Here is a 21019-nt window from a genome sequence, read left to right on the forward strand (position 1 = left end):
CTCGCGAAAGCGTCGGATCAGTCACTGCACCATTGCCTGAAACTGCGCATTCGCGAGCAGGCTCGCTCCCACGAAAAGCTCGATAGCCCGCATTTGAAGAGAAAGACCATGAGCAGCCTCCACATCACCCCATTAAGCTCGGCCTTGGGCGCGCAGATCAGCGGCGTCGATATCAGCCAGTCGCTGAGCCTTGAGCACCGCGATGCCATCGAGCAGGCGCTGCTCAAGTACCAAGTGTTGTTCCTGCGCAACCAGCCGATCGAGCCCTCACAGCAGGCGCGCTTCGCCGCGTACTTCGGTGATCTGCACATTCACCCGATCTACCCGAACGTACCGGAACAACCGCAAGTGCTGATTCTCGACACCGCCGTCACCGACGTGCGCGACAACGCAATCTGGCACACCGACGTGACCTTCCTGCCGACCCCGGCGATGGGCGCGGTGCTCAGCGCCAAGTTGCTGCCGGAGTCTGGCGGCGACACCTTGTGGGCCAGCGGGATTGCCGCGTATGAAGCGCTGTCGGCGCCGATGAAAGGTTTGCTTGAAGGATTGACGGCAACACACGATTTCACCCGCTCGTTTCCGCTGGAGCGCTACGGCAACACGCCCCAGGGGCTGGCGCAGTGGGAAGAGGCACGGCGCAAGAATCCGCCGTTATCGCACCCGGTAATCCGCACACACCCGGTCAGTGGGCGGCGCTCGTTGTTCGTCAATGAAGGCTTCACGTCGAAGATCAATGAGCTCTCGGAAACGGAGAGCGAGGCGATTCTCAAGTTTCTGTTCGCACATGCGACGCGGCCGGAATTCACGATTCGCTGGCGCTGGCAGAAGAACGACATCGCGTTCTGGGACAACCGCGTGACGCAGCATTACGCGGTAGACGATTACCGCCCGGCACGACGGGTGATGCAGCGGGCCACGATTCTGGGGGATGTGCCGTTTTTCAAGTGATAGCTGATTTATTCACTGTCTGAACTGGCCCCTTCGCGGGCAAGCCCGCTCCCACATGGGTACGCGTTTCCCTGTGGGAGCGAGCCTGCTCGCGAAAGTTTTTGCAGTTTGAGGCTTACTCCGCCGTCGAAGGCTTCTCCCAAAGATTGATCCCGCCTTCTTGAGCAAACCGATCGATCTCCGCCAGCTCTTCAGCGCTGAAATGCAGATTCTGCAGCGCCCCGACGTTCTCGATGATCTGCTCCGGCCGGCTTGCGCCGATCAGGGCCGAGGTTACCCGTGGGTCGCGCAGCGTCCAGGCCAGCGCCAGTTGCGCGAGGCTCTGGCCACGGCGCTTGGCGATTTCGTTCAGTGCACGTACATGGGCAATGTTGGCCTCGGACAAGTGCGAAGCCTGCAGTGAACCACCGCCCGGACGATTGACCCGCGCATCCGCCGGAACGCCGTTGAGGTATTTGTCGGTGAGCAGGCCTTGCGCCAGGGGCGTGAAGGCGATCACGCCGGTACCGAGCTCATCGGTGGTGTCCAACAGATCCTTTTCCACCCAGCGGTTGAGCAGGTTGTACGCCGGTTGATGGATCAGCAGCGGCACTTTCCACTCTTTCAGCAGCGCAGCCATCTCGCGGGTTTTCACCCCCGAATACGACGAAATCCCGATGTACAGCGCTTTGCCCTGCTGCACCGCAGTAGCGAGCGCGCTGGCGGTTTCTTCCAGCGGGGTATCCGGGTCGAAACGGTGCGAATAGAAGATATCCACATAATCCAGACCCAGGCGTTGCAGGCTCTGATCGAGGCTGGCCAGCACATATTTGCGCGAGCCACCGCCCTGGCCGTAAGGGCCGGGCCACATGTCCCAACCGGCCTTGCTGGAGATGATCAGCTCGTCGCGATACTGCTTGAAATCTTCGCGCAGCAAACGACCGAAGTTGATCTCGGCGCTGCCATACGGCGGGCCATAGTTGTTGGCCAGGTCGAAGTGGTTGATGCCCAGATCGAAGGCCGTGCGCAGCAAGGCGCGCTGGGTCTCGATCGGCGCACTGTCGCCGAAGTTGTGCCACAGGCCCAGCGACAGCGCGGGCAGCACCAGGCCGCTGCGGCCGACGCGGCGGTAAGGAATGGAGTCATAGCGGTTATCGGCAGCGGTGTAGGTCATCGAGTCCTCTCTTATCGGTTTTGAACGGGTATCGACTGCTTTCAAGTCGCCCAGCATACGCCGGGAAGAACACCGATAAACCTGGGACTCGACAGAATGCTGAAACGTTTCACAGAAAAACGCGACCCAGACACGATGGGTGCTGAGCGCCGAATCCTGATCAGACCCGGCGCTCATCCGCCAATCAACGCACCAGATGCAGGAACTGCATGTGCCGTTCGTACTGGTCGAGGATGTCGTTGATGATCTGCTCTTTGGTGTAACCGACCAGATCGTAGTCTTGACTGCCCTCGCTCAGGTGCACTTCGGCGCGGTAGTAGCGGCGATTGTTGAGCTGTTTGGAGCCCATGCCGCCGCGTGCGAAGGACGGTGTGAAGTACCCGCGCATCTGCACCTGATAGATGAACGGATGCTGCTCGCCGTGGCCGATTTCCAGGCTGACGTTGTCATGCGCAGGATCCGGCTGGGTGACCACGTGCAGACCTTTTTCGACGAAGACTGCCGTCACTTCCTCGATTGCCGGACGCACCGTGCTTTCCATGAAGCGATACACCTCGTCGCGCGACGGGAAGTGCACGGCCTGACTCAGGCGCTGGCGCCAGCCGCCCGTGCCGCGTCGGGAACCGGAGACCGGTGCCAGCGAATGCAACTGCGCGATCTGCTTTTGCGACTCCAGGTAGAACGCCTTGTGCAGGCCCCACATCATCAACAGAAGAATCAGCGAGAACGGCAGCGACGTCAGCACGACGGCTGATTTCAGCGCATCGATGCTGCCCGAAAACAGCAGCGCACTGGTGATCAGCGCAGTCATCGCACCCCAGAACACCCGCAGCCATTTCGGCCCGTCTTCGTCCGGGTTGCCGCCCTTGGCCGACAACGTCGAAAGCACCACGGTGCCGGAGTCGGCGGAGGTCACGAAGAACACGAAGCTGATGAACACCGTCACGGCGATCACCGTTTTGCTCCACGGATAGGTTTCCAGCAACAGGTAAAGCGTCATCGACGGGTTGTCGATGGCCGACATGCCCAGCGCGCTCATACCGTGATTGAGTACCTGGTCGAGGGCACTGTTGCCGAAGATCGACATCCACGCCAGGGTAAAACCGAGCGGGATCAACAGCACGCCGAAGACGAATTCACGGATGGTGCGGCCACGGGAAATCCGCGCAATGAACAGGCCCACGAATGGCGACCATGCAATCCACCAGGCCCAGTAAAACACCGTCCAGCCGCCGAGCCAGTCGCTTGGCTTGTCGTAGGCATAGAGATCGAAACTCTTCATCGGCAACGCACCGAGGTAGTCGCCGATGTTCTGGATCAAGGTATTGAGCAGATGCTGCGTAGGGCCGGCGAACAACACAAACAGCAGCAGCGCGCAGGCCAGCAGCATGTTGATGTCGGACATCACCCGCACGCCTTTATCGACGCCGGACACCGCAACGATGATCGCCGCACCCATCATCAGTGTAATCAGGCCGACCTGAATCCACTGGGTGTGAGCGATGCCAAACAGGTAGTCCAGGCCCGAGTTGAGGTGCAGCACCCCAAAGCCCATGTCGGCGCCGAGGCCGAACACCGTGGCGATGATGCCGAAGCCATCCACCGCATAACCGATGGGGCCGTTGATGCGTTTGCCGATCAACGGATACAGCGCCGAACGCAGGGCCAGCGGCAGATTGTGGCGGTAAGCGAAGTAGGCGAGCGCCATGCCGACAAAGGCAAACACGCCCCAGCCGTGCAGGCCCCAGTGCAGAAACAGAATCTGCATCGCTTGCCGCGCGGCGTCCGCCGTACCGGCCTCGCCTTGCGGCGGCTGCAGCATATGGGTCAGCGGTTCGGAGACGCAGAAGAAAAAGAGCGTGATGCTGATCCCGGCGGCAAACAGCATGCCGGCCCAGGACAGATAACTGAATTCGGGTTCGTCGTGGTCGGCACCGAGTTTTATCTTGCCGTAGCCGGATAACGCGGTGACCACCACGAAGACCAGATACAGGGTCATCGCGAGCATGTAGTACCAGCCGACCGTGTTGGCCGCCCAGTTTTGCGCCTCAAGCAGCCAGGCACCGGCCTGTTCAGGTATGGCGATGACAACGAGACCAAACAGCAGAATGACCGTCGCGGCGAAGTAGAACACCGGCGGATTCATCCGCACCAGACCGCTGGCGGGGGTAGACGATGCACTCATGAAACGTGCACCTCGAGCGTTTGAAACATGGCTGAAATGATCGGACTCAGCAAAGGCAAGCCTCCTGTTGTGAGCGGGCAGCGAACCACCGGTTTAACTTGAATGAACGTTCAAGTTAAACATGTTTAGGGTGGTCAGGACTAATCGCAGGGCTGGGCGGTAGATTTCCCAAGGTAGCCCAAGGAGCCGTATGACGCGGGTTTCGGGGCATTCGTTCAGTGGAGAATTGGCTTAATGCCATCTATTTCATCAATACCCACTGCGTGGCGAGGGTGCTTGCTCCCGCTGGAGGCCGACGGACTCCCGCGCCCAGCCACTGCCGATTCGGGGATGCTGCGCAACCCAGCGGGAGCAAGCTCCCTCGCCACAAGTGATGTACTGAACCTTACTTCTGCGTCCCATCATCATGCTGCAGATTCGCCTGCGTCAGGTTGCACCCCGCCGGCACGCTGCGCGTCAGCCAGACATTGCCGCCAATGGTCGAGCCCTTGCCGATCGTGATCCGCCCCAGAATCGTCGCCCCGGCGTAAATCACCACGTCGTCCTCGACAATCGGATGCCGCGGATGGCCCTTCTGCAACTGCCCGTCTTCGTCCGCCGGGAAGCGCTTGGCGCCCAGGGTCACCGCCTGATAAATCCGCACACGCTCGCCAATGATCGCCGTCTCGCCAATCACCACACCCGTGCCGTGATCGATAAAGAAACTGCGACCGATCTGCGCGCCCGGATGGATATCGATGCCAGTGGCCGAGTGGGCGATTTCCGCGCTGATTCGCGCCAGCAGCGGCAACCCGGCGCGGTATAAATGATGCGCAAGACGATGATGAATCACGGCCAGAATACCGGGGTAGCAGAGCAACACTTCATCGACACTGCGCGCCGCCGGATCGCCGTGGTACGCCGCCAAGACGTCGGTGTCGAGCAACGTACGCAGACCCGGCAGGGCCAAGGCGAAATCCTGCACGATGCGGATTGCCCGAGCCTCGACTTCGCTGTCGTCCTGGGCGCTGTGCCGGGCCACATAGCGCAATTCCAGCCGCGTCTGCGCAAGCAAGGCGTTGAGGGCCACATCAAGGGTGTGGCCGACGTAGAAATCTTCGCTTTCCTCGCGCAGGTCCACCGGCCCCAGACGCATCGGAAACAGCGCACCGCACAACGCCTCGAGAATCTCCGCCATCGCCGCCCGCGACGGCAGCTCCCGACCGCCCTGCTCGCCGGACGCCCGGCCGTTTTGTGCGCGCCACTGCTCCCGCACGCTGCGCAGTTGGCTGACGATGGTCTGCAGTTGCCAATGGCTGGAACGCTCGTTCACGTTAAAGACTCCTCAAGGGCGGCCGGACTGTCTGGCCGCCTCAACGGCAATTACTTTACGGCATGCTCCGGGAGACGAATCAAGAACCGATAATGCTGGCCTCAGTCCATTCGGCTATAAGCGATTCGCTGTTGCCCGAGCAAATGTGCGTGCCTATAGTCCTTTCATCCTTCTCCGCCAGTACGGACTCATGATTAAACAACAACTGGAACGCTTTCACCGCCTCGACCTGCTGAACACTCCCACGCCGCTGGAAAAGCTCGAACGCCTCTCCGCCTGGCTCGGCCGCGAGGTGTATATCAAGCGCGATGACCTGACGCCGCTGGCCATGGGCGGCAACAAACTGCGCAAACTCGAGTACCTGGCCGCCGATGCCCTCGCCCAAGGTGCCGACACCCTGATCACCGCCGGTGCGCTGCAGTCGAACCACGTCCGTCAGACCGCCGCGCTGGCCGCCAGGTTGGGTCTGGGCTGCGTCGCGCTGCTGGAAAATTCGCTCGGTACTGACAACCGCGATTACACCGGCAACGGCAATCGCCTGCTGCTGGATCTCTTCGAAACCGGGGTCGAGCTGGTCGACAACCTCGACAATGCCGACGAACAACTCGCCGCGCTCGCCACGCGCTTGCGCAGCAACGGCAAAAAACCGTATCTGGTGCCTATCGGCGGCTCCAACGCCCTCGGTGCGCTGGGCTACGTGCGCGCTGGGCTGGAGCTGGCCGAGCAGATCAAGCAAACCGGGCTCGACTTCGCCGCTGTGGTTCTGGCCTCCGGCAGTGCCGGCACACACAGCGGACTGGCCCTGGCCTTGAGCGAAGCGCTGCCGCAACTGCAGGTGATCGGCGTGACGGTTTCGCGCAGCGACGAAGACCAGCGTCCGAAGGTACAAGGCTTGGCCGAACGCACCGCAGAGCTGCTGGGCGTCGAGCTGCCGACCAGCTTCAACGTCGAGTTATGGGACGAATATTTCGGCCCGCGCTATGGCGAACCGAATGCCGGAACGCTGGCGGCGGTGAAACTGCTGGCGGGTCAGGAAGGTCTGTTACTTGACCCGGTGTACACCGGCAAGGCCATGGCCGGGTTACTGGACGGTATTGGCCGGCAGCGTTTTGATGAAGGTCCGATCATCTTCCTGCATACCGGTGGGGCGCTGGCTTTGTTTGCCTACAGGGATTCGCTGGCCAACTGATCCCTGGCCGCAACAGTATCTGTGGCGAGGGAGCTTGTTCCCTCGCCACCATGGAATTGCGCCATATACGAATTCGATATATCTCTTTGGTTATCAAGTATTTTCAAGTCTAAACATGAAGTCATATAGTCACGCCGCAGGCGAATTTCGGGCGAGACGCATACGCTGCTTTAAGGCAGGATAGCGCTGTCGTCCAAATCACCAATTTGCCTACATTCCTTAAGCGTCTTCCATAAGAAAACACAGGGGCTTGTCATGAATTTTTCCGCACTACGTCGCACTCTGCTGGTCGGTTCGCTGGGCCTGGCGCTGAGCGCCGGCCTGATCGGTCAGGCAGTGGCCGGTGAGCAGCTGCAACACATCAAGGACAAAGGCGTTCTCAACGTCGGCCTGGAAGGCACTTATCCACCGTTCAGCTTTGTCGACGAGAACGGCAAGCTGTCCGGTTTCGAAGTCGAGCTCTCCGAAGCGCTGGCGAAAAAACTCGGCGTCAAGGCCAAGATCCAGCCAACCAAGTGGGACGGCATTCTCGCCGCGCTGGAATCCAAGCGTCTGGACCTGGTGGTCAACCAGGTGACCATCTCCGACGAGCGCAAGAAGAAGTACGACTTCTCCCAGCCATACACCGTTTCCGGTATTCAGGCGCTGGTGCTGACCAAGAAAGCCGCCGAGCTGAACATCAAGACCGCCGCTGACCTGTCCGGGAAGAAAGTCGGTGTAGGCCTGGGTACCAACTACGAGCAATGGGTCCGCGCCAACGTGCCGGGTGCCGACGTGCGCACTTACGACGATGATCCGACCAAGTTCGCCGACCTCAACAACGGCCGCATCGACGCCATCCTGATTGACCGTCTGGCGGCACTTGAATACGCCCAGAAAGCCCCGAAAACCGTGGCCGCCGGTGAAGCGTTCTCCCGTCAGGAATCCGGTATTGCCCTGCGCAAAGGCGAGCCTGAATTGCTGGCTGCGGTGAACAAGGCTCTCGACGAGCTGCGCGCCGACGGCACCCTTGAGAAGCTGTCGAAGAAGTACTTCAACGCAGACGTCACTAAATAATGGAAGAGGCTTTCCAACTCGCGCTGGATTCTGCGCCCTTCCTGTTGAAGGGCGCGTACTACACGGTAGTCCTCAGCCTCGGCGGTATGTTCTTCGGTCTGCTGCTGGGCTTCGGCCTGGCGCTGATGCGTCTGTCGCGATTCAAATCGGTCAGTTGGCTGGCACGCATCTACGTCTCGTTCTTTCGCGGAACGCCGTTGCTGGTGCAGCTGTTCGTGATCTATTACGGCCTGCCGCAACTGGGGATAGAGCTTGATCCGCTGCCAGCGGCGCTGATCGGCTTCTCGCTGAACATGGCCGCCTACGCCTGTGAAATCCTCCGTGCCGCGATCGGTTCGATCGAACGCGGTCAGTGGGAAGCCGCCGCCAGTATCGGCATGACCCGCGCGCAGACCCTGCGCCGGGCCATCCTGCCGCAAGCGATGCGCACGGCATTGCCGCCGCTGGGCAACAGCTTCATTTCGCTGGTCAAGGACACGGCGCTGGCCGCCACCATTCAGGTGCCGGAACTGTTCCGTCAGGCGCAGCTGATTACCGCCCGGACTTTCGAAGTCTTCACCATGTACCTTGCCGCCGCGCTGATCTACTGGATTCTGGCCACGGTGCTGTCGCACCTGCAGAACAAGTTGGAAGAGCGGGTCAATCGGCATGACCAGGAGTCCTGACCCGATGATTGTCGTCGAAAAACTGACCAAGCAATTCAAGGGTCAAGTCGTGCTCAACGGCATTGATCTTGAGGTAAAGGAAGGCGAGGTGGTGGCGATCATTGGCCCCAGCGGCTCGGGAAAGACCACGTTTTTGCGCTGCCTGAACTTCCTTGAAGAACCCACCAGCGGCCGGATCAAGGTCGGCAATATAGAAATCGATACCCGCCGCCCTTTGAACCAGCAGCAGAGCCTGGTGCGCAACCTGCGCCAGCACGTCGGCTTCGTGTTCCAGAACTTCAACCTGTTCCCGCATCGCACCGCCCTGGAAAACGTCATCGAAGGGCCGATCGTGGTCAAGAAGATGCCGCGCGACCAAGCGGTTGCCTTGGGTAAAAAGCTGCTGACCAAGGTGGGTCTTGCGGGCAAGGAGGACGCCTATCCGCGTCGTCTCTCCGGTGGCCAACAGCAGCGTGTGGCGATTGCCCGGGCGCTGGCGATGGAGCCGGAAGTGATTCTCTTCGACGAACCAACCTCGGCGCTCGACCCGGAACTGGTCGGCGAGGTTTTGGCGACCATTCGTGGCCTTGCCGAAGAAAATCGCACCATGGTGATTGTCACCCACGAGATGGGATTCGCCCGTGATGTGGCCAATCGTGTGGTGTTTTTCGACAAAGGCGTCATTGTCGAACAGGGCGAAGCCAAGGCATTGTTTGCCAACCCGAAAGAAGAACGCACCCAACAATTTCTCAGCAAGTTTCTGAATCACGCCTGAGAACTTCACACGTAATACCCGTCAACTTCCATGGACGGAAGTTACGCCCCTTACCCTCACTAATATTTATTAAATTATTCCAGGCGCGCACAGACAAACATTGTGCAACGGTCGCACTCATCCATGCGCCGCCATATTTCCATACATTTGCCAGTGAATTAATCCGAAGAAAAAAGCGCAGAAGTGCCGATTATCTGTAGCTGGTTTCGCCATTACGCCTAGGCATGATGCCTCGATGGTGTAGGAGCTTTCTGATTAACTTGTAATTCCTCGATTAACTAAGCCCCACTATTGACACCCCTCCCCACAGACTTTTATCTAGTCGGCACCCGGCGCCACTTAGTTCAATAAACCCGCACTTATGCTGACCGTAAGTCTGTCGCTTTTATTGCCAGTTGATGCGCGCCTATTTGTTTTCCAGAAACGGACTTCGCTGCAAGACTTCAAGGAGAGAACCCGATGACCCGCACTTCGCACACCCCCGAACTTGCAGTACCAACGCTGGCATCCGCACAAGACACCGGCATCAACCAGGCAGCCGCAGCCCACCTGCTCATCGAAGTACCGCCCTATCCCGGCATGGACGATGGCGACCTGATCGAATTGTTCTGGAACAAATGCTATGTCGCTTCAAAAGTCCTGAGCGCCGCCGAGGTGGGCGGGCCGGTCAGCCTGCGGGTGCCGGAGAGTTTCATTGCCAACGGCGTCGTGCGCATTCACTACCGGGTGATGCAGATCGGCCAAGGCCCGGCACTGTCGGCAGCCACGCGCGTGCAAGTCAAACTCGATTGCCCCGGAGGGCAGTCCACTGGGCAGTGCGAAGACGAAAACCAGCAACTGGCGCCGGTCATCATCCCCGAAGCTATTCGCCGTCAAGGCGTAAACCCCAGCCAGATCAAACGCGGCGTGCCGCTGACCATCGAGCCTTACCTGAACATGGCCGAGGATGACGCCATCACCCTGCGCTGGGGCGATGTGCGCATGGACCTGGCGCCGGTCACGGCGGCCGATGTCGGTCTGCCGATCCAGGTCTGGGTACCACCGGCGATCATCATCGAAGCGGGCGAAGACCTGCGGCTGGACGTGACGTACTGCATCCTCGATCGGGTCGGCAACAATTCGCGCTGGGCGCCGCCTCGCACGTTGAAGATTGGTTGCGTAAATCCCTATGTGAAAGTCCCGTTGAGGCCGAAATTCAAGGCCGCCGCACTACGTATGAAGTAAGGCCTGTCCAGAGGTGAAAGGAGTCGCCCTCTCACCTGAAACGTCATCACCCGTACCGCCACGACCCCTTCTATACATATTCCTAAAAGTTAGTTTATTTAATTTTTATACACGCTTAGGGTATATGCACCGGACCACCGGACATTCTTTTCATTCGTCGCACTTCGCGGCGCATTTCATGAGATGTGAGGTAGGTATGGTCCGGAACACAATCACCCCAGTGCAGATCGCCAGGGCATTGCGTGCAGCCAGGGAGTGGCACTGATGTCCAGTCTGGCCGATGCAAACGTCCAGTCTAATCTGGACATCGCCCCGCTGTTGCTGCCCGCGCAAGTACTGCGCAACGACGCTCAAGCCATCAAGGCTGCTCACGAGCTGGCGCAGGTCGCCCGTGTGCAGGCGGCCAAACGGGACCGCCAGCGCAAATTGCCGTGGTCGGAAATCGAACAGTTCACCCGCAGCGGCCTTGGCAGCATTGCCATCCCGCGCGAATACGGCGGCCCGCAGGTTTCGTTCGTCACCCTGGCTGAAGTGTTCGCAATCATCTCCGCCGCCGACCCGGCGTTGGGGCAGATCCCGCAGAACCAGTTCGGCATCATCAATCTGGTGCTCGGCAGTGCTACAGACGCGCAGAAAAAACAGCTGTTCCAGAGCGTTCTGGAAGGCTGGCGCATCGGCAATGCCGGCCCGGAGCGCGGCACCAAAAATACACTCGAATTGAAAGCGCGGATCACCGCCGACGGCGATGATTACGTGATCAACGGCCAGAAGTTTTACTCCACCGGGGCGCTGTTCGCGCACTGGGTAGCGGTGAAAGCGCTCAACGATGACGGCAAGCAAGTGCTGGCCTTCGTCCGTCGCGGCACACCGGGTTTGCGCATCGTTGATGACTGGTCGGGCTTCGGCCAGCGCACCACCGCCAGCGGCACGATTGTGCTGAACAACGTGCGGGTCGAAGCGGCGCTGGTGGTCGACAACTGGAAGATCAACGAGACCCCGAACACCCAAGGCGCGGTGTCGCAACTGATCCAAGCGGCGATCGATGCCGGGATCGCCCGAGGCGCCATCGACGATGCCATCGACTTCGTCAAAACCCGCGCCCGACCGTGGATTGATGCCAAGGTCGATCGTGCCAGCGATGACCTCTACGTGATCGCTGACATCGGCAAACTGAAAATCGAACTGCACGCCGCCGAAGCGCTGTTGCGCAAGGCCGGGCGCGTGCTCGATCAGGTTCACGCGGCGCCGCTCACCGTCGAGTCTGCCGCTCGCGCTTCGATCGCCGTGGCCGAAGCAAAAGTGCTGACCACCGAAATCTCGCTGCAGGCCAGCGAAAAGCTTTTCGAACTGGCCGGCAGCCGCGCCACCCTCGCCGAATTCAACCTCGACCGTCATTGGCGCAACGCTCGCGTGCACACCCTGCACGACCCGGTGCGCTGGAAATATCACGCAGTCGGCGCCTATCGCCTCAACGGCACTGTACCGGCTCGCCATTCCTGGATCTGACGACCGCACACTTTCTCAAGAGCAGTGGAGAAAAACATGACGCTTTCACATCCCGTCGCGGTCATCACCAGCGATGAGCAAGCCCTTATTGTCGCCAGTGATCTGGCAGAAGATTTCAAACGCGACAGCGCCCTGCGCGACCGCGAACGCCGCCTGCCATTGCCGGAGCTTGAAGTGTTTTCCCGCTCCGGCCTGTGGGGCATCAGCGTGCCGAAGGAGTACGGCGGCGCTGGCGTATCCAACGTCACCCTGGCCAAAGTCATCGCACTGATCGCGCAGGCCGACGGCTCGCTCGGGCAGATTCCGCAGAACCATTTTTATGCGCTGGAAGTACTCCGTGTGAACGGCAGTCACGAGCAGAAACAACGGCTGTATGCAGAAGTCCTTGCCGGCCAGCGCTTCGGCAATGCCCTGGCGGAGCTGGGTACGAAAACCGCACACGACCGTGTGACCAGCCTCAAGCGCGATGGCGCGGGCTATCGCATCAACGGGCGCAAGTTCTACGCGACCGGTGCGATTTACGCGCAGCGCATCCCGACGTCCGTTGTCGATGAAAACGGCGTACAGCAACTGGCTTTTGTCCCGCGCGACAGTAAGGGCCTGACCGTAATCGATGACTGGAGCGGCTTCGGCCAGCGCACCACTGGTAGCGGGTCGGTTCTATTCGAAGACGTCTACGTTGATGCCGAAGACATAGTTCCGTTCCAGAGCGCGTTCGAGCGTCCGACGACGGTCGGCCCGTTGGCGCAAATCCTTCACGCTGCCATCGACACCGGCATCGCCCGCGCCGCCTACGAAGATGCGCTGCACTTCGTGCGCAGCAAGACACGCCCGTGGATCGACTCCGGCAATGACAACGCCACCGAAGATCCGCTGACGCTGAAGAGCTTCGGCCACTTGAGCATTCGCCTGCATGCCACCGAAGCGTTGCTGGAGCGCGCAGGGGAATTTCTCGACAAGGCCCAGGCCGAGACCCACGCAGAAACCGTCGCCGCCGCGTCAATCGCCGTCGCCGAAGCGCGGGCGATCAGCACCGAGATCTCACTGGCCGCCGGCAGCACACTGTTCGAGCTCGCCGGCAGCCAGGCCACCCTGAGCGAGCACGGCCTCGACCGCCACTGGCGCAACGCCCGCGTGCACACATTGCACGACCCGGTACGCTGGAAATATCACGCAGTGGGCAACTACTACCTCAACGACGAAAACCCTCCACTGCGAGGGACGATCTGATGGGCGCTGTGAAAAAGAAGATCCTGCTCAACGCGTTCAACATGAACTGCATCGGCCATATCAATCATGGTTTGTGGACGCATCCGCGCGACACCTCAACCCGGTACAACACGATTGAATACTGGACGGAGCTGGCGCAATTGCTGGAGCGCGGACTGTTTGACGGCTTATTCATCGCCGACATCGTCGGCGTGTACGACGTTTACCAGAACTCCGTGGACGTGACGCTGAAAGAGTCGATTCAGCTACCGGTCAACGATCCGCTGTTGCTGGTATCGGCGATGGCGGCCGTCACCAAAAATCTCGGTTTCGGCCTCACTGCCAATCTCACTTACGAACCGCCGTATCTGTTCGCCCGTCGCCTCTCGACTCTCGATCATTTGAGTCGTGGTCGGGTCGGCTGGAACATCGTCACTGGCTATCTCGACAGCGCCGCCAAAGCCATGGGCCTCAGGGAGCAAGTCGAGCATGACCGTCGCTACGATCAGGCCGATGAGTATCTGCAAGTGCTCTACAAACTGTGGGAAGGCAGTTGGGAAAACGACGCAGTGCTCAACGACCGCGAACAGCGGATCTACGCTCGACCGGACAAAGTCCACAAGGTCGAGCACAAGGGTGAGTTCTATCAAGTCGAGGGTTACCACCTCTGCGAGCCCTCGCCGCAGCGTACGCCAGTACTGTTTCAGGCCGGCAGCTCCGATCGCGGCTTGCTGTTTGCCGGGCGGCACGCCGAGTGCGTGTTCATCAGCGGCCAGAACAAACCGTCGACCAAAATACAGGTCGACAAGGTCCGCGCCAGCGCTGTCGAGGCCGGCCGCAGTCCCGAGGACATCAAAGTGTTCATGGGCCTCAACGTGATCGTCGGCGCCACTGAAGACGCGGCGTGGGCCAAGCATGCCGAGTACTTGAGCCATGCCAGCGCCGAAGCCGGCGTGGCACATTTTTCCGCATCCACCGGGATCGATTTTGCCCAATACGAGATCGACGAACCGATCCAGTACGTGAAGAGCAACGCCATTCAATCGGCCACCAAAAATCTGCAGAACAACGACTGGACGCGGCGCAAATTGCTCGACCAGCACGCCCTCGGCGGTCGCTACATCACCCTGGTTGGCTCGCCGCAGCAAGTGGCCGACGAACTGGAGTCGTGGATCGCCGAGACCGGACTCGACGGCTTCAATCTGACCCGCATCGTCACCCCGGAAAGCTACGTCGATTTCATTGAGCTGGTGATTCCGGAACTGCAGCGGCGCGGGTCGTACAAGACCGCGTATGACAGCGGAACCCTGCGCGAAAAGCTGTTTCACCGCGAAGCGCATCTACCGGAGCAACACACCGGATCCCACTATCGCCACTGAGCCCTGCACTGATCGTTCCCACGCAGAGCGTAGGAACGATCAGTGAATCCTGACAATTGACTGGAAAAAACACCATGACCCAAAAATACTTGTCCCACCCAGTCAAAGCACTGGCCCTGGCCTTCGGTCTGTTCAGCACGGCGGTGTTTGCCGCCGAGGCGCCGCTGAAAATCGGCACCACCGCGGCGTTCGCCATTCCGCTGGAAGCCGCTGTCGAAGAGGCTGGCAAGCAAGGCCTGAAAGTCGAGCTGGTGGAGTTCACCGACTGGATCGCACCCAACGTCAGCCTCGCCGCAGGCGATATCGACGTGAACTATTTCCAGCACATTCCTTTCCTGGAGAACGCCAAGGCCGCCTCCGGTTTTGACTTGGTGCCGTTCGCACCGGGGATCATCAACAACGTCGGCCTCTATTCGAAGAAATACAAAAGCTTCGACGAGTTGCCGGAAGGCGCCAGCGTTGCCATCGCCAACGACCCGATCAACAGCGGTCGCGGTCTGCAACTGCTGGCCAAGGCCGGTTTGATCACGCTGAAACCGGGCGTCGGCTACAAGGCCACCGAAGACGATATCGTCGCCAATCCGAAGAAGATCAAAATCCTTCAGGTCGAGGCCGTGCAGCTTGTACGCGCCTATGACGATGCCGATCTGGTTCAGGGATATCCGGCCTACATTCGCCTAGCGAAGACCTTCGATGCCGGCTCGGCGCTGCTCTTCGACGGTCTCGACCACAAGGAATACGTGATTCAGTTTGTCATCCAGCCGAAGAGCAAAACCGACCCGCGCCTGATCAAATTCGTCGACATCTATCAACATTCACCCGCCGTTCGCGCGGCGCTGGACAAGGCCCACGGCAAGCTATACCAGGCCGGATGGGAAAGCTGAGCATGACGGCCGCGATCCAACGGCGACTGGAGATTCCAGAGCCTCACCGCGCAGAGCGCAGCGAACTGCACCCAGATTTGAACCGCGCTCACGTGCGCTTCATCGGCCTGGGCAAGACCTACGAGGGCCGCCAAGGACCGGTCGCCGCCCTACAAGGCATCGACCTGGCAATCCAGCACGGCGAAGTGTTCGGCATCATCGGCCGCAGCGGCGCCGGCAAATCGTCTTTGATCCGCACGATCAATCGCCTGGAGCAGCCGACATCGGGACGCGTGTTGATCGATCAGGTTGATATCGGCGAGTTCGATGAAGACCGCCTCGTCGCCCTGCGCCGGCGCGTCGGCATGATCTTCCAGCACTTCAATCTGATGTCGGCCAAAACCGTCTGGCAAAACGTCGAACTGCCGTTGAAAGTCGCCGGCGTGCCGAAGGAACAGCGCGAGAAAAAGGTTCGCGAATTGCTTGAGCTGGTCGGCCTGCAAGGCAAACACAAAGCCTATCCGGCGCAGCTTTCCGGCGGGCAGAAACAACGTGTCGGCATTGCCCGGTCGCTGGTGCATGACCCGGATATCCTTCTTTGTGATGAGGCCACCTCGGCACTCGATCCGGAGACCACGCAGTCGATCCTCGGTCTGCTGCGCGAAATCAATAAACGTCTGGGCCTGACCATTGTTCTGATCACTCATGAGATGGCGGTGATCCGTGAAATCTGTGATCGCGTGGTCGTGCTGGAGCAGGGTCGCATCGTCGAGCAAGGCCCGGTGTGGGAGGTATTCGGCAACCCGCAGCATGAGGTCAGCCAGACGCTGCTCGCGCCGCTGCAACATGCGCTGCCCGAAGAATTGCAGAGTCGCCTGCACGCGCACAAACCCGCCCACGACGCGGCAGTGGTGCTGCGCTTGCAGTTCACCGGCAGCGCCAGCGATGAACCGGATCTGGCCGCGTTGTTCGCCGCACTCGGTGGCCGGGTGAAATTGCTCCAGGGTGGTGTGGAACGGATTCAGGGCCATGCGCTTGGCCAGTTGATTCTGGCCGTGAACGGTTCGCCGTCCAGCGCCGAACAATTGGGTGAACGCGCCGGGCAGTGGGCGCAACGAGTGGAGGTGCTGGGTTATGTGGTTTGATCGCTTGCTGCAGGGTTTTATCGACACGTTTCTGATGGTCGGCGTGTCGTCGCTGATCGCGCTGTTGGTGGGCATTCCCATGGCGGTGATTCTGGTCACCAGTGACAGGGGCGGAATCTACCAGGCGCCGGTGCTGAACCGTGCGCTAGGCGCATTCGTCAATCTGTTCCGCTCGATCCCGTTCCTGATTCTGATGGTCGCGCTGATTCCGTTTACCCGTCTGATTGTCGGCACCACTTACGGCGTCTGGGCTGCCGTTGTGCCGCTGACGATTGCAGCGACGCCGTTCTTCGCGCGGATCGCCGAAGTCAGTTTGCGCGAGGTCGACCATGGCTTGATTGAAGCCGCACAAGCGATGGGTTGCCGACGCTGGCACATCGTCTGGCACGTACTGTTGCCCGAAGCGCTGCCGGGGATTGTCGGCGGGTTCACGATCACACTGGTGACAATGATCAACTCTTCAGCGATGGCCGGCGCGATCGGCGCTGGCGGGTTGGGGGATATCGCTTATCGCTATGGCTATCAGCGCTTCGACAGCCAGATCATGTTGACGGTCATCGTCTTGCTGGTGGCATTGGTCGCAGTCATTCAATTGGGTGGGGACAGGCTGGCGCGAGGGCTGAATAAACGCTAAGTTCAATAGCGGCAGGTAGCCATCAATCAGGCGCGCGTGACCGCAAGAATTCAGGCAGTGCCTTTCGTAAAAACCAGATGCTTCCTACGCGGATTTTATCGTTTCACCAGCCCGAACCATGCGGGTTTGCAGGACGATTCCTAAAATAATTTGCCCGCTTGTACCCGAAATATCGTGTAGCTAATCTCCAGACGTCACTGTTTTGCGGTGACCGGATTCAGTTGTCCGGATTCGCTGGGCGAGCAGTCAGGCCTATCCTCGGCAGAGGTTTCAGCTGTCCGAATGTTGGCTGCGCGCAGGGCACTTTCGGGTGCGCCGATATCCGGCGGCCGACGGCTAATCTGCGTGCAGCCGCCGCCCTGCTCGTTTAGTCGCGAAATGGTTGGCTCCCACTTGATGTCAGGAGTTTACCCATGGAAAAAAACAATACCGATACGCCACTCAGCCTCACTTCGAGCAAGCGTTTCACCGAGGACCTGCTCAAGGATCGCTCAGCACTCTGCCGTGCCGTTGACTCTCATCTGGCCGGCAATCAGGACACGATCGCGGGGCAAAAGCGCGTCTACAGCATCAGTGAAGATGTCACGCTGGAGGACGCCCAGTTGTATGTCGCGGATCTGCTGCGCTGTGCGTCGGTCACCGTGCATCAGTGTGGCGACCAGCTCGGGGGCGCGGACCGCGCCATGATGTTCTCGGCCTGGCATTTGCTGGAGATGGCCAAGGCGATGATGGACCGCTCGATCGATTGCCTGGGGATGAAGCAGAACTGAAGCCAGGCATCCATCGCCGCCTTCGCTGGCGCCAGCGCAGGCGGCGTTTTTTTGCCGGCGAAAAAGCTTATAGTCCGCCCTCTCCTCCGCCAAAAACAGCACTGATGATGAAGCAGACGCCCGACGACCTCGAACAGATCACCGCCACGACCCTGGGCCATTACAATTCGGTGGCCGAGGACTTCCGTGAAGGCACCCGCGATCACGATGTCAGCCAGAATATCGAAGTCTTGCTGCGCCACATTCAAGGTGAGCCGCCGTTGACCATTCTCGATTTTGGCTGCGGGCCGGGGCGGGACCTGCAAACGTTTACGCGCATGGGCCACGTCGCAGTCGGCCTCGACGGCTCGCAGGAATTTGCGCGCATGGCCCGGGAGGACAGCGGTTGCGAGGTCTGGCAGCAGGACTTTCTGAAACTTGACCTGCCGGCCGAGCGCTTCGACGGCGTCTTCGCCAACGCGGTGCTGTTTCATGTGCCGTTGCAGGAATTGCCGCGTGTGCTTGAGCAATTGCACGGCACCTTGAAGCCCGGTGGCGTGCTGTTCAGCTCCAATCCACGCGGAGATAACCAGGAGGGCTGGAACGGGCCGCGTTACGGCGCGTATCACGACCTCGAAGCCTGGCGCGGGCTACTGACGACGGCGGGGTTTGTCGAGCTGGAGCATTACTACCGGCCCGCCGGACTGCCGCGCGAGCAACAGCCGTGGCTCGCGAGTGTCTGGCGCAAAGTATGAGTCAGGGCACCGCCGGTATTTGATAGCGGCTGACGCTGCCGTCCGGCAACAGAGCGGTGATGCTTTGTCCCGGCAGGGTCTGGCCGAGCGACTCGCGTGGCGCGGCGTCGAAATTGGCCACCAGTCGCGTGCCGTCGGCAAAAGTCGTCTGCTGGACCTGACGATCCTCGCTCAACCAATCGAAGGCTGTCAGCGCCTGCGTCGCCAGCCGCTCGTGTAGCGGCCCAAAGAACTGATCCTGACGCACGATCAGTGGCAATCGCTGTTCAAGACTCGCCGCGCTCAGGTGATACAGCGGCGGCACGTTGTAGAGCAACTGACTGAGTTCGTTTTCCACCCGCACGTTGCTCAACTTCAGGCTATCGAACAACCAGTGATGGGTCGTGATGACCGAACCGTGAAACACCGCCTGATACAGCGGCAAACGGCGGGCGGGATCGAAGTGGACGCGTCGGTAGTCAGCCTTCAACCGCGTCGGTTTGAAGAACACCGCCGGCTGCTCCGGTGGATACCACCGGCCAACGAAAAAGTCCGATTCGCCTGGCTGTTTCATATCGGCATCGCCCCAGCCGATGACCGGCGTCTGCATGCCGTGGGCAAACAGCACACCCCGAGCGGTGGTCGCGTTGCCATCCTCGGAGCCGCTCGGCAGTCGCAGTACTTCATTGATCCAGCGTGATGCAGCGATATTGCCCTCGGCATTTTGCGCCTGGGTCATCGGCGCGGCGGGGTGATAACTGTCGAACAGCATGCCAGTGGCATAAGCATCGAGAAACCAGCTATTGAAACCGGCGGTTTTCTGAATCGCACCGATGCGCTGTTCAAGCAAAGGACGTACACATCGCGGATCGGTGTAGTGACCGGATTGCTGAAACCCGCTTTTCAGCGCACCGCTTTCCAGCACAATCGCGCACTCGGTATTGGCCCGGTCGCCGAGATGCGCAGTGGTCCAGTCCGGGTTTTCGTCAGCGCGCAGCGCCGTTTCGTAAGAGTCATACGGGGCGATCAAATACCCCGCATCGACAGCGGCGCGAACCGCTTCCGGGTGCCAGAGCCCGCCCTCCCATCCCTCACCAAGTCCCAGCCACAAACGCGACAACCCGGCGTCCTGTAATCGCTCAATGGTCCGGCCTGACAACGTGCTGCCCCAACGCGAGGGATCAGGTGTCAGCGCATCCGCCAAGGCAACGGCCAGTCGCGCCCGCACCTCGGCGTAACCGTTCACCAGTGCCTGCATGTCCGGCACCGTGCGCGCCTGCCAGGTTTTACGCGCCTGCGTATTCAGCGCCCGGTTGAGACTTCGCAACAGCACCGTGCGTTGATAGCCATTGAGCAACGTCTTGTTCGCGATCAACTGCAGTGCTTCGCGATCCATCGCCGCGCGCAGCTCGCTGATCAGTGGCCCCGGACCGCGCAACCGTGCCAGCAGCAGCGGCCAGTTACGCACATCGTCCGGCCCCAGCAGGTCATTGCCCCAGAGATAAACATGCGGGGCACCCGGCAGCCTGTCGCCCTGCGCGGTTTTCATGAGCTTGTCGCGCAGGGTTTCATACTGACCGTTGTCGAGCAGCCACTGCTTGTAGCGCCTGGCACCGGCCAACGGATCGGCGGCACCAAGAAACAGGCTGAAGGTCATGGGTTTTGAGGGTTCAAGCGATGTGAAACGATGCCGGGCCGACAACACCAAAGCGTCGCCCGACGCCTGGAAGCGCAACTGATTGTTATAAGGGTTGGTCAGCAGCCAGTGCAGGCTGAAACCCGGGTGTTCCATTCCCCACAGCGGCAGGCTCAAATCCTGAGTGGTATTGAGCGCGCCTTGCGTCGTCAGGAATTTCTGCCAGACCGGATCACCACGCGGCACGTAGCGCCCTTCGGCAAGCGGCCAGATCAGCGCGCTGCCCATTGCGCTGGCGGGCTGATGCAGGAACTCCAGTTCCGAGGGCGCACGGGCGGTGATGGAGAACGTCAGATCATGCTGATCAAGATTGACGTTGAGCGCCCAACTCCCATCATCCCATTGCCAATCGACACGGTTGCCGCGCCTGATCAAACCACTGACCTTATGCCGCAGCACGCCGGCCGAGGCTTGCACCGGTGCCTGGCCGGCAGCTTCTACGCGCACCGCCAGCGTTGCGGGATCGACCTTCACTCGCCACAGATCGTTCTCCAGCAACACATCGGCCGGCACTGCCGGCGACAGGCTCAAGCCAGCCACCAGCAACAATCCGCGCAACCAACCGGAAACAGTCGACATCAGGCGTCCCTCCTCGAATGGAGCAGGGACGTTAAC

Annotated in this window: 18 protein-coding genes; 14 read left to right on the top strand and 4 right to left on the bottom strand. The window is 60.3% G+C overall.

All coding sequences use genetic code 11. The features are described 5' to 3' along the window. The first annotated feature begins 108 nt into the window (after nt 1–108). A complete protein-coding gene (gene tauD / locus HU727_RS19455) occupies nt 109–951 on the top strand; it encodes a taurine dioxygenase (protein WP_186533837.1) in 843 nt (280 codons plus the stop codon). Nucleotides 952–1066: 115 nt separating this feature from the next. On the opposite strand, the gene mgrA is transcribed toward tauD, so the two are convergent. From mgrA to epsC, 3 genes are all read right to left on the bottom strand, one after another. Then, on the bottom strand, nt 1067–2104 hold the full coding sequence (mgrA, locus tag HU727_RS19460) for an L-glyceraldehyde 3-phosphate reductase (RefSeq protein WP_186533838.1): 1038 nt from the start codon (nt 2102–2104) through the stop codon (nt 1067–1069). Nucleotides 2105–2288: 184 nt separating this feature from the next. Next, nucleotides 2289–4250 carry a choline transporter BetT gene (betT, locus tag HU727_RS19465; RefSeq protein ID WP_186533853.1) on the bottom strand — a complete coding sequence of 654 codons (1962 nt, stop codon included), beginning with the start codon at nt 4248–4250 and terminating at the stop codon, nt 2289–2291. Between the two features lie 424 nt (nt 4251–4674). Further along, nucleotides 4675–5601, bottom strand: a complete 927-nt coding sequence (gene epsC / locus HU727_RS19470; RefSeq protein WP_186533839.1) for a serine O-acetyltransferase EpsC — start codon at nt 5599–5601, stop codon at nt 4675–4677. Between the two features lie 190 nt (nt 5602–5791). Here epsC and HU727_RS19475 point away from each other — a divergent pair, with 190 nt between their 5' ends. The 13 genes from HU727_RS19475 (at nt 5792) to HU727_RS19535 (ending at nt 18729) form a co-directional block, all read left to right on the top strand. Continuing rightward, complete coding sequence (locus HU727_RS19475; protein ID WP_186533840.1) at nt 5792–6790, top strand: D-cysteine desulfhydrase; 999 nt, start codon at nt 5792–5794, stop codon at nt 6788–6790. Nucleotides 6791–7045: 255 nt separating this feature from the next. After that, complete coding sequence (tcyJ, locus tag HU727_RS19480) at nt 7046–7846, top strand: cystine ABC transporter substrate-binding protein (RefSeq protein ID WP_186533841.1); 801 nt, start codon at nt 7046–7048, stop codon at nt 7844–7846. Continuing rightward, the gene (gene tcyL, locus HU727_RS19485; RefSeq protein ID WP_186533842.1) at nt 7846–8511 is read left to right on the top strand and encodes a cystine ABC transporter permease; all 666 of its coding nucleotides are present in this window, start codon (nt 7846–7848) and stop codon (nt 8509–8511) included. The genes tcyJ and tcyL overlap by 1 nt, the downstream gene beginning before the upstream one ends. A gap of 4 nt (nt 8512–8515) precedes the next feature. After that, on the top strand, nt 8516–9265 hold the full coding sequence (gene tcyN, locus HU727_RS19490; RefSeq protein WP_186533843.1) for an L-cystine ABC transporter ATP-binding protein TcyN: 750 nt from the start codon (nt 8516–8518) through the stop codon (nt 9263–9265). Nucleotides 9266–9724: 459 nt separating this feature from the next. Continuing rightward, a complete protein-coding gene (locus HU727_RS19495; protein ID WP_186533844.1) occupies nt 9725–10489 on the top strand; it encodes a hypothetical protein in 765 nt (254 codons plus the stop codon). 264 nt (nt 10490–10753) lie between these two features. Then, a complete protein-coding gene (locus HU727_RS19500) occupies nt 10754–11995 on the top strand; it encodes an SfnB family sulfur acquisition oxidoreductase (RefSeq protein ID WP_186533845.1) in 1242 nt (413 codons plus the stop codon). Nucleotides 11996–12031: 36 nt separating this feature from the next. Beyond that, nucleotides 12032–13225 (top strand): SfnB family sulfur acquisition oxidoreductase, encoded by a 1194-nt coding sequence (locus HU727_RS19505; protein WP_186533846.1) that lies wholly within the window; start codon nt 12032–12034, stop codon nt 13223–13225. After that, a complete protein-coding gene (locus HU727_RS19510; protein ID WP_186533847.1) occupies nt 13225–14583 on the top strand; it encodes an LLM class flavin-dependent oxidoreductase in 1359 nt (452 codons plus the stop codon). The genes HU727_RS19505 and HU727_RS19510 overlap by 1 nt, the downstream gene beginning before the upstream one ends. Nucleotides 14584–14657: 74 nt before the next feature. After that, nucleotides 14658–15467 carry a MetQ/NlpA family ABC transporter substrate-binding protein gene (locus tag HU727_RS19515; protein ID WP_186533848.1) on the top strand — a complete coding sequence of 270 codons (810 nt, stop codon included), beginning with the start codon at nt 14658–14660 and terminating at the stop codon, nt 15465–15467. A 2-nt stretch (nt 15468–15469) separates the two neighbouring features. Next, entirely contained in the window at nt 15470–16591 is a 1122-nt protein-coding gene (locus tag HU727_RS19520) for a methionine ABC transporter ATP-binding protein (protein WP_217847137.1), read from the top strand. Further along, the gene (locus tag HU727_RS19525; protein WP_186534439.1) at nt 16581–17225 is read left to right on the top strand and encodes a methionine ABC transporter permease; all 645 of its coding nucleotides are present in this window, start codon (nt 16581–16583) and stop codon (nt 17223–17225) included. Before HU727_RS19520 ends, HU727_RS19525 begins: the two co-directional genes overlap by 11 nt. Nucleotides 17226–17638: 413 nt before the next feature. After that, complete coding sequence (locus HU727_RS19530) at nt 17639–17995, top strand: DUF6124 family protein (RefSeq protein ID WP_186534438.1); 357 nt, start codon at nt 17639–17641, stop codon at nt 17993–17995. A 107-nt stretch (nt 17996–18102) separates the two neighbouring features. Next, nucleotides 18103–18729 (top strand): class I SAM-dependent methyltransferase, encoded by a 627-nt coding sequence (locus HU727_RS19535; protein ID WP_186534437.1) that lies wholly within the window; start codon nt 18103–18105, stop codon nt 18727–18729. A gap of 1 nt (nt 18730) precedes the next feature. Here the strand turns inward: HU727_RS19535 and HU727_RS19540 are convergent, their stop codons facing one another. Next, nucleotides 18731–20983 carry a glycoside hydrolase gene (locus HU727_RS19540; protein WP_217847138.1) on the bottom strand — a complete coding sequence of 751 codons (2253 nt, stop codon included), beginning with the start codon at nt 20981–20983 and terminating at the stop codon, nt 18731–18733. Nucleotides 20984–21019 lie beyond the last annotated feature (36 nt).

Source organism: Pseudomonas khorasanensis, from assembly GCF_014268505.2.
In the GTDB taxonomy this organism is placed as follows: domain Bacteria; phylum Pseudomonadota; class Gammaproteobacteria; order Pseudomonadales; family Pseudomonadaceae; genus Aquipseudomonas; species Aquipseudomonas khorasanensis.

Excerpts from the sequence above, each read along its gene's own strand:
- tauD (WP_186533837.1), top strand. The coding sequence starts at position 109 with ATGAGCAGCCTCCACATCACCCCATTAAGCTCGGCCTTGGGCGCGCAG.
- mgrA (WP_186533838.1), bottom strand. The coding sequence starts at position 2,104 with ATGACCTACACCGCTGCCGATAACCGCTATGACTCCATTCCTTACCGC.
- betT (WP_186533853.1), bottom strand. The coding sequence starts at position 4,250 with ATGAATCCGCCGGTGTTCTACTTCGCCGCGACGGTCATTCTGCTGTTT.
- HU727_RS19475 (WP_186533840.1), top strand. The coding sequence starts at position 5,792 with ATGATTAAACAACAACTGGAACGCTTTCACCGCCTCGACCTGCTGAAC.
- tcyJ (WP_186533841.1), top strand. The coding sequence starts at position 7,046 with ATGAATTTTTCCGCACTACGTCGCACTCTGCTGGTCGGTTCGCTGGGC.
- tcyL (WP_186533842.1), top strand. The coding sequence starts at position 7,846 with ATGGAAGAGGCTTTCCAACTCGCGCTGGATTCTGCGCCCTTCCTGTTG.
- tcyN (WP_186533843.1), top strand. The coding sequence starts at position 8,516 with ATGATTGTCGTCGAAAAACTGACCAAGCAATTCAAGGGTCAAGTCGTG.
- HU727_RS19495 (WP_186533844.1), top strand. The coding sequence starts at position 9,725 with ATGACCCGCACTTCGCACACCCCCGAACTTGCAGTACCAACGCTGGCA.
- HU727_RS19500 (WP_186533845.1), top strand. The coding sequence starts at position 10,754 with ATGTCCAGTCTGGCCGATGCAAACGTCCAGTCTAATCTGGACATCGCC.
- HU727_RS19505 (WP_186533846.1), top strand. The coding sequence starts at position 12,032 with ATGACGCTTTCACATCCCGTCGCGGTCATCACCAGCGATGAGCAAGCC.
- HU727_RS19510 (WP_186533847.1), top strand. The coding sequence starts at position 13,225 with ATGGGCGCTGTGAAAAAGAAGATCCTGCTCAACGCGTTCAACATGAAC.
- HU727_RS19515 (WP_186533848.1), top strand. The coding sequence starts at position 14,658 with ATGACCCAAAAATACTTGTCCCACCCAGTCAAAGCACTGGCCCTGGCC.
- HU727_RS19520 (WP_217847137.1), top strand. The coding sequence starts at position 15,470 with ATGACGGCCGCGATCCAACGGCGACTGGAGATTCCAGAGCCTCACCGC.
- HU727_RS19525 (WP_186534439.1), top strand. The coding sequence starts at position 16,581 with ATGTGGTTTGATCGCTTGCTGCAGGGTTTTATCGACACGTTTCTGATG.
- HU727_RS19530 (WP_186534438.1), top strand. The coding sequence starts at position 17,639 with ATGGAAAAAAACAATACCGATACGCCACTCAGCCTCACTTCGAGCAAG.
- HU727_RS19535 (WP_186534437.1), top strand. The coding sequence starts at position 18,103 with ATGAAGCAGACGCCCGACGACCTCGAACAGATCACCGCCACGACCCTG.
- HU727_RS19540 (WP_217847138.1), bottom strand. The coding sequence starts at position 20,983 with ATGTCGACTGTTTCCGGTTGGTTGCGCGGATTGTTGCTGGTGGCTGGC.